Genomic DNA, 12,612 nt, shown 5'->3' on the forward strand with positions numbered 1-12,612 from the left:
TTCATAAGTAAATTACATTAATATTATCTTTTTCAATAAGTATTTCTTATGACAAGTGATGTCTTTTATTTATTTTACATGAATGAGCGAATTTGTGACGAAAATGACATATTTCGGCCTGTTTTATTTTAGACATTTTTTTAAAAAATATGCACATTTAGTTTGCAACAATAATAAAATTAGTTGTTTACTATAAAAATACAGGCATTGAACCCCCGAAGCACCAAATAATAAAGGAAAATCAATCCATTCAGTTCGATACAGTATCCTTTGTGACCAGAGACTTTAACGCCATACTAAGCTCTTGTATTTGATCGGTTGTACTAGTCATCATTTCAAGCATTTGATGTTCGTCCTCAACCGAAAGTAAAATGTCACTAGTAGAAGCAGCATTTTCCTCCGTCATCTCATTCAACTTTTCAATTTGTTCTTGAATTTTTTCAAATTGCAAAATGGCACTACTTAATTCATTCATACCACTTGTTAAATCCGTATTGGTTATTGCAAAGGTATCTTTTAAAACGTTAAAGAAATGGCTGACATCCTGCAACAGCAATTCACCATATTGTAGTGCTTGTTCTCCATCATTCGAACGTTGTTGAGCTTCCGTTGATTTTTCGAATATTGTTTTAGTTACATTTGTAATGCTAACCGTAATGGCCGCACTTTCTTCTGCCAATTTCCGTACCTCATCAGCAACAACAGCAAATCCCTTTCCTTGTTCGCCTGCTCTAGCAGCTTCAATCGTGGCATTTAATGCAAGTAAGTTTGTCTGTTCTGCTATATGTTGGATGCCTTTCAACAAGTTATCCACTGTGTGCAAACTTTGTTGCAATGCTTGGACGGTCTCGGCAGTTGAACCGATTGCATTGTTCATAACAATCATTTGAGCCATCGCCTCTTGCATTTTGCCCCACCCTGCTAATACTTCCTGTTGGAGATTACTAGATTTCGCTACCGTATCCTGTGATATGGAAAAGGTTTTATTAACAAATTGTACGGATTCCTTCATTGTTCCGTGAATCATTTGTAAACTTGAGGCTTCCTGTTGAATACTAGCCGCGATATCTTCTGTGGCTTGTAATATTTGCTTACTTGACCCCGAAATACTGTGCATAGTTTGTTGAAAACGTGTAATATGCTCATCTAGTCTATAGCTACTTTGTTCAATTTGATTGAAGGTCATCTGTAGTTGAGCGAGCGAAGCTTTTACTTCATTTTGCTGCGCCGCTGCATGTGTAATTAGCTCATTTCCCCATTTTGCCAGTAGAAAGAAAACAATCATAACGCCATTCGTAATGGCTAATAATGTAATGAATACAATAATATCGTTGAAAGGTCCCAAGAGTGATTCCGATTTCACTATATATAAAATCACGAAGCTTACGTTTAGTATGATCCCAAAAAAGATAATCAGTTCCTTTTTAAAGTACAACGCAATAATGGCAATTGTACAAAGCAAAATATAATGCTTGTTCAATGAAAAACTATCTAGTAAAAACAATGTGAAAACGATACTGGATGGGATCATGCCAAATATAAATCCTTTAATATATGTTTGGATAGGTAAAAAATAATTACATAAAGCGAAAGCAATTACCGCCAGACCAATAAATAAGAACATAATTCCTTTTGTAAGTATCATTGGGCCACAAATAAGAATAGCTAAAATTGAAATGATGGCTAAATTAACACGATGAACTTTCCGTGTATCATAGCGAATATTGACCTCCATTATATTTCTCCCCCTAAAAAATGAATGGACATTCAGTTTGTTTTTCTATTATTATATAGTATAAACATTACTTTTTGTAGACAAAAAAGGTATTTTAGAGAGAATTTAGCTTTTTTAATCAGAAGGGAGATTTTTTAATGGAGAGCGTACAAAAAATAGCACCAAACTTTTTTTGCATTGATACGCACGATTTGAATCGGAAGGAACGCACAAGCGCTTATTTACTTATCGATGAGAAAATTGCGTTGATTGAAACATCTGCAAGTCCTTCCGTGCCCTATATAATAGAAGGTTTAAATGAATTGCAAATTACACTAGATGATATTGACTATGTCATCGTTACACATATTCATTTAGATCATGCAGGCGGGGCTGGTCTTTTTCTTCAAAGTTGCCCGAAAGCAAAATTAGTCGTACATCCCCGTGGTGCTGGGCATATGGTTGACCCAACCCGCCTAATTGCAAGTGTAAAGGCTGTATATGGTGAAGAATTCCAACGCCTCTTTGACCCAATCGTACCGGTTGCGCCTGAACGGATTATGGAAGCTAGGCATGGCGATATTTTATCATTGGGCAATCATCAACTAACTTTTTACCATACAGAAGGTCATGCCAAGCATCACGTATCCATGCATTACTCTGCGACGAATGGAATGTTTGTAGGTGATACAACAGGTGTCTGTTATCCAGAGTTGGCCGATGAAGCAATTGATTTAATTATCCCTTCAACTTCCCCGAATCAGTATGATCCGGATACGATGGAGCAATCGATTCAATTATACGAAAAACTTAACGTTCAGGAATTGTATTTCGGTCATTACGGTGCTTATCAAAATCCAACAGAAGCCTATCGTCAAGTTCGTTACTGGACGCCGTTATTTCTAGTTGAAGGAGAAAAGGCACTAGCTTCACCGGGTACTTTAGCACAGCAAGCTAAATTATTAGATACGAGATTACAAGCACTATTACATCAATATCTACAGCGAAATGGTATTGCAGAAAGCCATCCCGTCTATCAAACACTTCCTTTTGATACAGCAGTATCAGCAATGGGCATTCTTGATTATTTGCAAAAAAACAAACCATCTACTAGCAAATAGATAAAGAATCTGCTCATTTCTCACGATAACTTTGAGAAATGTTGCAGATTCTTTTATTGGTTATTTAAATGCTGAAGCACTGCCTGAAAGTCCTGTTCTTCCCCTATCGCTTGAAAATGGATCAATGGATTACCCACTCGTTTGATTCGCTCTATAACAGCAGGTATCGTAAATTGTTCCGGTGATAGTTTGTCGTTTACTTCATTCCAATGTAGAGGTGTTGCAACTAAGCCCATTTCGTTACCTCTGGTGGAAAACGGCGATATAATGGTTTTCCCTTCCGCATGTTGCACATAATCTAAATACAATCTATCTTTGCGATTTTTCTTTAAACGTTCAATCGTATATAATTCGGGTTTTTGCTCACATAAAAAACGACAGACAAACTCTGTAAAAAGGCGAACTTGTTCATAAGAAAATGTATTGAATGGTAATGGAATATAAACTTGCAAACCTTTGCCACCAGAAGTTTTAACAAAAGACTGTAGTTTAAAATAATCAAATATTTCTTTTAAGTGTAGTGCACCGCTTATGGCAAGTGAAAATGCGTCGACCGAAGGAGGATCTAGGTCAAAAACAATCTCTGTAGGCTTTTCAGTGTCAATCGTTTGAAAAGGGATGTGAAATTCTAATGCAAGTTGGTTCCCTAACCACAACAGTGTTTCAAGATTATTGCATAGGATACTATGATGTTCGCTCATTCTTTCTGTTTCGACAAATGCAGGTAGATGTTCCGGACTGCTTTTTTGATAGAAACTCTCTCCTGGTACCCCATGAGGAAAACGAATTAACGTAATAGGTCGATTTCGTAAAAATGGCAGTATAAAGGGTGATACAAGCTGTAAATAGTACAAATAGTCCTCTTTTGTAATCGCGATAGCAGGCCACACCGGCTTGTTGGGATGCGTGACTGGCACACTATCCGGTATTGGCATAAGCTGGCGTTGCATAAGTTGCCAATTACAGTACTGGTGTTCCATTTCTAATCGAAAGGCATGAAAACGAGGTTCTCTTAACTTACTACCATCAAAGTCGATACATGCGATATCAATGCAGATGGATGGTTCTAATTGCCATGTTTCGTTGTTTTGTTGCCCGTTTGCTTGAAAAAATGTAATAAGGGTATTTAACTCTTCCTTTTTCATCCCATGCCTAAAAACAACCACTTCCGTTAGCACACCCTGTCGATGCACACAACCGTGAAAATATCCATTTCCTTTATCAAATTTGTTCACAATCACTGTGACAATTTTCCAATTCTTAATTTTTAGCCAATGTGTTGACCGTACAGCCTCCTGCCATTTACTCGTCTTTTTCTTGGCAATAATACCTTCACCATTATAAATTTTGATGAAATGCCACAAAGTTTGGCTATCTTCAAAAACATCAATTGCTTGTAAACGATGGTTTTCTTCATATTTAATAGCAGTCGGTAGCTTTAACGATGTAAAAAGAGTGTTTAGTTGCTGTTTTCGCGTTTTTAAATAGCGATTCATTTGACTTTCCCCTTGATAGGAAAGTAAATCAAAAACAATATAATGACAAGGAAAGGATGTGGCATGTGCAGCAATCACTTCTTTTTTTTGCATTCTTCCCCGTTGTTGCACGATTGCAAATTCACTTTTATAGTTGTTAATTAAATACACTATTTCTCCGTCAAATACTAACGGTAAAAATTCTTTGATGTGATTATAAAGACTTCTGCAATAATCAATAATTTCCGGAAACAAATGATTTAACACATTGCCATTTCTACTTTTCAAAATAGGCTCTTCATCAGTCCACTGTAATAGACAGCGGAATCCGTCATATTTCCCTTCTTATCTGTAGTAAAATAAGGATTATCCACAACGTAAACAATGTAAAATAAAATTAGAATTTCGAACGTTGTAGAATTATTATATAGAGTATAAACATAGTTAAATTGGAGGTTAGTATGAAAATACAAAGGGTGAATTTTGGAAATAAAACAACATTTATTGTTATTAGAGATGATCATTTGCCTGTTAAAGAAATTAACGATTACCTGAAATATTTAGATGACATTAATTATTCTATTAATACAATAAAGACATACGCAAACTCACTTTCAATATTTTGGGGCTTTTTAGAATCAAAAGGAGAATTAGATTGGAAGTTCACCAATTTAAAATTAATAGCGGAATATGTTAATTACTTAAGGAACCCTTTTTTCGGAACTGGCATCATTACTACATATGAGGCTGCCAGAACAGAAACAACCATCAATTTATATTTAGCAGCATTGGGTTCGTTTTTTGATTTTTATTACAATAATGGGGTTTTAAAAGATAATCCTCTTTACAGTATAGGTGGAAGTAGGAGAAAAAATTATAAATCATTTCTTCACCATATAACAAAATCAAAACTTCATAGAAATAAAAATATAAAGTTAAAGGTACCAAAAAAATTCCCAAAAACATTGAATGATTCCGAAGTTAAATTAATTATCGAGAGTTGTAATAATCTACGGGACAAATTCATGTTTTCTCTTTTATATGAAACCGGAATGAGAATTGGGCAGGTTCTAGGTTTACGTCATTGCGATATAAAAAGTATGGATAATGAAATACACATTATACCTCGCGACAATAACGAGAACTTTTCAAGATCGAAATCAATAGATACTAATGTCGTACATGTTACAAAAGAATTAATGGGGCTTTATACAGAATATATAGTACATGATTTAGATGATTTAGAATCCGATTATGTATTTGTCAACTTGTGGGGCGGTGCCAAGGGTAAACCAATGAAATATGAAACTGTAAGTAAGTTAGTACAAAGAATTAGTATTAAAACTAAAATTAAATTCAATCTTCATATGTTTAGACATACCCACGCTACAAATTTAATTAAAAGTGACTGGGATATGGCATATGTCAAAGAGAGGTTAGGTCATAAAAGCGTACAAACAACTATAAACACATATACTCATTTATCTGATAAAGATATGAAACGAGAAGTTCAAAAATATAACAGTCTAAAGAATGGAGAATAAATTTATGGAAAATTGGAGTTTACCTTCATCGATAACAAACATAAAGAAAACCTCTACTTTACTCGACTTATATAGTAATTTAGATAATGTGTGGAAGGATAATACTTGGAGATTTGAAAAATTACCCTATACCGATGAAAATACACTTGAGAAAATAAAGAAATGGAATAGTACAAGGCAATTAGAATTTAAAAAGTCAGAATACTTAAATAACGAACTAAAACTAGTAATATTTAATCTCCTACAAGAAAAGATATGGACGATTAAATACTTATCCCAAACTAGAAGATATCTATATGTTCTTTTTGATTGGTTGGACTCGGAGTTCGATAGTTTGTCAGAGCTATTATCATATAGTATTGAACATTGGCAAGTTATACTCAGAACTTATATGGTGAATCAAGGAAAATACGAGAATTTAAAAAGGACTATGCTTAATTCCAAAAGTGAAATTAAAGTATATCCAAGAGAACCTTTACCTATTTATATGTTAAATCAATTTTATAAAATGATTGTTAAACTACTAGATAATAAAAATGAAATTGAAAAAGATATATGGGATATTAGAAAATTAAAAAAGAGTTACAACATAACAACGGGTACTTATACTCTTTCCTTTAAAAAAATTTCTCAGGCTTGGTTAAAAGATATTTCTAAGAAATTTATTATACATCGTTTATCTAGATATAGTTTTAGTAACGCAAATTCAAAATTAAATGGTTTGAAGTACTTTTCCTCATTCTTAACAAAAAGCTGCAATAATATTTCTACTTTAGACGAAATAGACCAAAATACTATTAATAATTTTCATAATTTTTTAAATAATTCAGGGGTTAAAGAATCATATAAAAGTGAAATACTCTGTGCTATTAAAGATCTTCTATTAACTGCAACAGTTGAAGAGTGGTTTCACCCAAAAGAATCAGTAATAGTTAAAATACCAAAAACAACTTTATCAAAAAGTGTAAGATACATTCCCGATTCGGTTCTTAAACAACTTAATAAACATATTAATGAACTCCGTCCAGATATCATGAGAATCGTCTTACTATTACAAGTTTGCGGTATGAGAATTAGTGAAATATTAGAGCTCCCATTCTCTCCATTAATTAAGGATCAAGAAGGCGATTATTTTTTACATTATTATCAAAGTAAACTAAAAAAAGATCATTCAATACCTATTCCGCCTGAAGCAGCTGAAATAATAAAGGTTCAACAGCAATATATAATTGAAAAATTTGGGGAAAAATCTAATTATTTATTTTCTAGCAAGTTTAATACTCCCATTCTTCAGAAAAATTTTAATGAGAATTTAAATAAGCTTTCATATAAAAAAAAGATTCTCAACGACGACGGAGAAATATTCCATTTCCATTCCCATCAATTCCGTCATACCGTAGGTACAAGATTAATTAATACCGGAGTTCCACAACATATTGTTCAAGAGTTCTTAGGGCATGAATCCCCTTCAATGACAAGTGTGTACGCACAAATTCATGACAAAACTTTAAAAGAAAAATTTTTGAGAACAAAAAATCAAGTGGTAAATATTTATGGAGAAAAAGATGGCTTTAATAATGAGGTAAATGAGGAATTGCAATGGTTAAAAAAGAATATCTTAGCACAAACATTGCCCAACGGATATTGTTCAATACCAGTTATTACAGGTCCCTGTAATCATGCCAATGCTTGTCTTACATGTGATCATTTTAGAACTGATGGTACTTTTAAAAACATACTAATTCAACAATTAGAAGATAGTTCAAATCTTATCAAGTTGGCTGAAAAGAATGAGTGGAAGAGACAAATCGAAACTAACACTAAAATAAAAAACAATCTTGAAGCTATATTAAATTCATTATTATAATCCGAAGTACGTAGGAGGAGCCACTCATGAAGAAATTAGCACACTTCGATACAAATGGAATTATTTACAATAAAGTAAAAATGGTTAGCTCCTTTGAAGGCTTGAACAGTCAATGGAAACCTGATTTTTGGAAGATTTCTGAATTGATTAATCTAGCTGATATGATTAATGTCTCGACTATAAGTTTCTCAAAAGACAATCATATCAATATGGAAATGAAGTATACGATAAGTATAATATTAAGTTCAGAAAATAACTGGAGCAAAAAGAAAATTCGTCTTTATATTTACAGTATTAATGCGATTATCTCTTATATAAATTATCTCAATGAAAAACTCCCTTCTCTACTTGTACTAAGTGAGGAAAATAAATTGAATAATTTATTGAATTATCTTCGGGATGAGAATTTCTCAAAAACAAGCCAAGAATTCACTAAAACATTACTAATAAAGATAATGAATAAACTTTTAGTTGTTTATGATGATCGTGAAGAATACGTAAAAGACATTTGGGATACGCGTAAACTGGGAATCACGAATAATTCGATAGTTAAAATAAATATAATAAATTTCAAAGAAATACACCCTTTGTGGTTAAAAAATTCTATTAAAACGTATATAAAACATAATTTACACAATTTAACTTCAAGTTCTGTAGTAAGTATGATATCAGCAATTAAGAAGTTATCAAACTTCTTGATGAACAATTATCCTACAATACTTAGTAAAAATTTATCTAGAAAAATTATTTCATTCCATCTTTTAGAGCTTCAAAAGATTCACACACAACATTCTTTACACTCAATTGCTTCAAGTTATAAAGTGTTTTTTGAATTCATGCATTTCAACGACAATAAAAATTTCCCTAAATTGCTACTGCTAAAGGAAGATGTTCCGCAGAAACCAAAAAGTGCTCCTCGTTATATACCTGATTATGTATTAAAACAGCTCGAAAATAATTTAGAGCAACTTCCAAGCGATATATTTAGGTTAATGAAAATCGGTTTTGAAACTGGAATGAGGCGTAGTGACCTATTACAACTGAAGACTTTAAGTGTACAATCTGACGAAGAAGGCGATTCTTATCTTAAATATTTTCAAGGAAAAACTAAAAAAGATCATATAATTCCTATTTCTAAAGAACTTGCAGGATTTATTGCAGCACAAGAAAAGGTTGTGAAAAATAAGTATGGCGTGGAGGGGAATTTTCTCTTCCCAAATTCTAAAGGAAAACCATATAATGCCGAGCTTATCACAAATAAAATCAATAAATTATGTATAGATAATGAAATAAAGTATGAAGATGGTAGTTTTTACGAATTTAAATTCCATGATATGAGACATACCGTTGGAACAAACATGATTAATTCTGGTGTTCCACAACATATTGTTAAAAATTACTTAGGACATACTGATTCAATGACAACATCAATTTATGCAAGACTATTAAGTAAAACATTAAAAAATGAAATCTTACCAAAAAACAATGTTCTAATAAACATTGAAGGAAATATTGAAATAAAAGATACTACAAAAAAAACCATACCTAGAGAGTTAATTTACCATCAAGTATTGCCTAATGGTTATTGTTCTTTGTCGCTTGACCTATCTTGTCCTCATTCAAATGCTTGTTTAACTTGCACACATTTCAGGACAGATCACAATTTTCTTTCTACTCATTTAAAGCAAATAGAAGAAACCAAACTCATAATCCAAGAAGCAAAAGATAACAAATGGGAAAGACATGAGCAAGCAAATAAAGATGTTTTAACCAATTTAGAAAAGATAGTAAGTAGACTTTCAGAAATCAGGTGAATTTAAATGTCAAATAACCCAAGGGTCAAAAATACGAAAGGTTTAAAAAACCATGCTCAGAAAAAGAAAACTGAGTGTATGATTAGGTTTTCAAAAGCAATTCAAGACTTAATTGATGAAGATCGCCCGATTAATTTCAATACTGTTTCAAAGCAAGGTAATATTTCTACTGCATGGCTCTACAAGACAAAAGAAGTAAGAAAAAAAATAGAATTACTAAGAAAACAACAAGTAAAGGTTAATGATAAGAAGAAAACTATAAATGAAGAATCCAAAACCGCAATAATCTTAACACTAAAGAACAGAATTAAACTACAAGCAACAGAAATACAGGATTTAAAAAAACAAATCGAAGTTTTATATGGACAAATTATTACACTTGAAAGAAAAAATTCTTTATAAAAGAACATTAAATTCTTAATAGTTGTTAATGATATATATAAAAAGGGAAAATACAATGACAACATTAAAACCTATCAAACCTTTTGAGCCGATGACTACAATAGAAATTCCTACAGAAGACAACTGGATTGGCCAAGTTAAATGGGATGGAACTAGGATTCTTGTTTACTCGACAGATAACAAAATTCAAATTTATAATCGTAACTTGAATGAACGTTCAAAGCAATATCCAGAATTACTTATCCCGGAAGTATATTCAAAAACTAAGAAATTTATTATTGATGGCGAAGTAATTGCATTAAAAAACGGTGTTCCATCATTTTACGAGTTAATGAAACGAGACAGAGTTAGAAATGTAGAGAGAAACAAAGAAGTACTTGAAAATACCCCAATTGCTTATATGGTGTTTGATATTCTTTCAATTGATGATAAATGGGTTACAAACTTACCCCTATCTGAACGTCAAAAACTTTTAAGAGAGATGATTATTCCTAATTCACATGTAAATGTTGTAGAGAATTTTACAGATACAAAAGCACTTTTTAATGCTTGCATTGAAAATGAACTTGAAGGTGCTGTTTTCAAAGATTTAAATAGCACCTATATCATTAATGGCAAGGATAAACGATGGTTAAAGAAAAAGAAAAATCAAGATATTATTGCTGTAATTGGAGGAGTAACCTTAAAAAATTCATTAGTTAAATCATTACACTTAGGGTTATATAATGACCAAAACCAGTTAATCTATATAGGTAGCGTGGGCTCTGGAAGTTTAACGAAAGAAGATTGGTTACATTTTACGAAAAATATAAGTTCAATAATAAGTAAAAAATCACCTTTTGAAAATTTTGATGTTAAAGATAATGTTTGGTTAGAACCTCTTTTAACAGTGAAAGTTCACTTTTTAGAATGGATCAATGGTAAAAAATTAAGGCACCCTACTATCGAAGCATTTGTATCAATAAATCCAGAAAAATGCAGATTTAATCAGATGTAAATACATTTAAAATGATATAAAAGTTGAATAGCCAGTATGCGTGAAGACAATAAAGTATTTAATTTTAAAAGCTCAAACAAGAGTAACCCCCGATTTAATTTTAGGTCGGGGTTAGGATATAGTTTTTTAACTTTTGATTAAGATAATTTCACTATACTAAAATAAAACGATAAAGTCGTTTATCAATTTAAGTCTTATTCAACAAACGCGCCAGATTGCTGAGTATGAAAAATGTGAAAAGGCTTAAAAATGGCACCAGTTATTTTTACTAAAGCAAGCTTAACAAGTTTATTACTTATGTTAGTATAATTGTAACCTTAAAAAAGTGAAAAGGAGAAAACATGAGCCTAGTCCCAAGTCAAATGATCAAAATGAAATGGAATAGCAAACATAAAGATTACTATGTAAAAAAGGGTTATTCATTCACAAAAATTGGAGATGAATTTTCCATTAAAGCAGAAGATTTAACAAACCAATCAAAGAATAAAGTGAATGTTTTATGTGATACATGTGGACGAATAAAAGAAATGTCATACAAAGCATACTATGAACAGTATAAAAAACTCGGATACAACAACTGCAAACAACATCTTCAATCCTATTATGAGGCATGCTTTGAATCGGAAAATTACACACTAATATCAGAGGTGACGAATGCTAAGAGTAATTTAGATTTTATATGTGATGAAGGACACAGTAGCGTTACAACCTGGAACAAATTTAAAAATGGAATACGATGCAAGACTTGTGCTATTGAGAAACGTGCACAACAAACAAGATTTTCTTATGCTTTTGTAAAGCACGAGTTTTCTAATAGAAACTACGTCCTTTTATCAGAATCATATAAAAATTGCGAAGAAGAATTGGAGTTTATCTGTCCAAATGGACATGAACAAAAAATTACATTTAGCAGTTTTTATTATCAAGAAGCAGATTGTAGAGATTGCAGAGGGATAAAAATTGGAAATCGGGATCGCCATTCTTACGAGTATATTCAAAACAAATTCTGGGAAAGAGGTTATACTCTATTATCGGATACGTATATCAACTCTAGCCAAAATTTAGTGTACATCTGTCCAGAAGGTCATATTGGAACGGTAAAATATTGTCACTTTAAAGGTGGTACAGGTTGTTTTACATGCGGTGTAAAAAGTAGAACTGGAGAAAATAATGGACAATGGAACCCTGATAAAGAAATGGATGAACGTGTTCGGAAAAGAAAATATCATGAGTACACTGTTTTCCGAAGAGAGGTATTTAAGCGCGATGACTATACGTGCCAATGTTGTGGAAGCCGTGGAGGCAATTTAGTTGCTCATCATAAAGATGGATACCATTGGTGCGAGGAAAAACGAGTAGATAAAGATAACGGAGTTACTCTTTGCGAAGACTGCCATGTAGATTTTCACACATACTTTGGAACAAAAGATAATACAGAAGCACAGTACGAAACTTGGATAAATGAAAAAAAATTAGCTAATAAATAAAAAGTGTTACTCAATTTAATGGCATGTTTGTTGAATCTGATACTCATTTAAATATCTTTATTTCTTTTAAAACAATGTCCCCATAGTATTATAGAAATCTCTTATGATTCGGATGGTTCAAAGTTGAAAAAAGGCACATTAGGAAACATTGATTTCCATTGCGCCTTTTTTAGAAATTGTTAGTGCTAAAA

8 protein-coding genes and 1 pseudogene are annotated in these 12,612 nt (G+C 32.1%); 7 read left to right on the plus strand and 2 right to left on the minus strand.

The annotated features are described in order from the left end of the window. Nucleotides 1–250 precede the first annotated feature (250 nt). The gene (locus tag I5435_RS12205; protein WP_337982324.1) at nucleotides 251–1,735 is read right to left on the minus strand and encodes a methyl-accepting chemotaxis protein; all 1,485 of its coding nucleotides are present in this window, start codon (nucleotides 1,733–1,735) and stop codon (nucleotides 251–253) included. 137 nt (nucleotides 1,736–1,872) lie between these two features. Here I5435_RS12205 and I5435_RS12210 point away from each other — a divergent pair, with 137 nt between their 5' ends. After that, nucleotides 1,873–2,835 carry an MBL fold metallo-hydrolase gene (locus I5435_RS12210; RefSeq protein ID WP_337982325.1) on the plus strand — a complete coding sequence of 321 codons (963 nt, stop codon included), beginning with the start codon at nucleotides 1,873–1,875 and terminating at the stop codon, nucleotides 2,833–2,835. A 53-nt stretch (nucleotides 2,836–2,888) separates the two neighbouring features. Here the strand turns inward: I5435_RS12210 and I5435_RS12215 are convergent. Beyond that, nucleotides 2,889–4,655, minus strand: a pseudogene (locus I5435_RS12215) (DNA ligase D); the annotation flags it as partial. Between the two features lie 116 nt (nucleotides 4,656–4,771). Here I5435_RS12215 and I5435_RS12220 point away from each other — a divergent pair. The 6 genes from I5435_RS12220 (at nucleotide 4,772) to I5435_RS12245 (ending at nucleotide 12,421) form a co-directional block, all read left to right on the plus strand. Continuing rightward, nucleotides 4,772–5,854 (plus strand): tyrosine-type recombinase/integrase, encoded by a 1,083-nt coding sequence (locus tag I5435_RS12220; RefSeq protein WP_337982326.1) that lies wholly within the window; start codon nucleotides 4,772–4,774, stop codon nucleotides 5,852–5,854. Nucleotides 5,855–5,858: 4 nt separating this feature from the next. After that, complete coding sequence (locus tag I5435_RS12225) at nucleotides 5,859–7,721, plus strand: tyrosine-type recombinase/integrase (protein WP_337982327.1); 1,863 nt, start codon at nucleotides 5,859–5,861, stop codon at nucleotides 7,719–7,721. 26 nt (nucleotides 7,722–7,747) lie between these two features. Continuing rightward, a complete protein-coding gene (locus I5435_RS12230) occupies nucleotides 7,748–9,535 on the plus strand; it encodes a tyrosine-type recombinase/integrase (protein ID WP_337982328.1) in 1,788 nt (595 codons plus the stop codon). Nucleotides 9,536–9,541: 6 nt separating this feature from the next. Next, nucleotides 9,542–9,937, plus strand: coding sequence for a DUF6262 family protein (locus I5435_RS12235; protein ID WP_337982329.1), 396 nt, complete (start codon nucleotides 9,542–9,544; stop codon nucleotides 9,935–9,937). Nucleotides 9,938–9,992: 55 nt separating this feature from the next. Beyond that, nucleotides 9,993–10,934, plus strand: a complete 942-nt coding sequence (locus tag I5435_RS12240; RefSeq protein WP_337982330.1) for an ATP-dependent DNA ligase — start codon at nucleotides 9,993–9,995, stop codon at nucleotides 10,932–10,934. 371 nt (nucleotides 10,935–11,305) lie between these two features. Beyond that, a complete protein-coding gene (locus I5435_RS12245) occupies nucleotides 11,306–12,421 on the plus strand; it encodes an HNH endonuclease (RefSeq protein ID WP_337982331.1) in 1,116 nt (371 codons plus the stop codon). Nucleotides 12,422–12,612: the final 191 nt, after the last annotated feature.

The sequence above is a fragment of the Lysinibacillus sp. C5.1 genome, from assembly GCF_016350185.1.
GTDB lineage: Bacteria > Bacillota > Bacilli > Bacillales_A > Planococcaceae > Lysinibacillus > Lysinibacillus sphaericus.

Bases quoted from the DNA above. Each gene is read 5' to 3' on its own strand.
- I5435_RS12205 (WP_337982324.1), bottom strand. From the start codon at position 1,735: ATGGAGGTCAATATTCGCTATGATACACGGAAAGTTCATCGTGTTAAT.
- I5435_RS12210 (WP_337982325.1), top strand. From the start codon at position 1,873: ATGGAGAGCGTACAAAAAATAGCACCAAACTTTTTTTGCATTGATACG.
- I5435_RS12220 (WP_337982326.1), top strand. From the start codon at position 4,772: ATGAAAATACAAAGGGTGAATTTTGGAAATAAAACAACATTTATTGTT.
- I5435_RS12225 (WP_337982327.1), top strand. From the start codon at position 5,859: ATGGAAAATTGGAGTTTACCTTCATCGATAACAAACATAAAGAAAACC.
- I5435_RS12230 (WP_337982328.1), top strand. From the start codon at position 7,748: ATGAAGAAATTAGCACACTTCGATACAAATGGAATTATTTACAATAAA.
- I5435_RS12235 (WP_337982329.1), top strand. From the start codon at position 9,542: ATGTCAAATAACCCAAGGGTCAAAAATACGAAAGGTTTAAAAAACCAT.
- I5435_RS12240 (WP_337982330.1), top strand. From the start codon at position 9,993: ATGACAACATTAAAACCTATCAAACCTTTTGAGCCGATGACTACAATA.
- I5435_RS12245 (WP_337982331.1), top strand. From the start codon at position 11,306: ATGAAATGGAATAGCAAACATAAAGATTACTATGTAAAAAAGGGTTAT.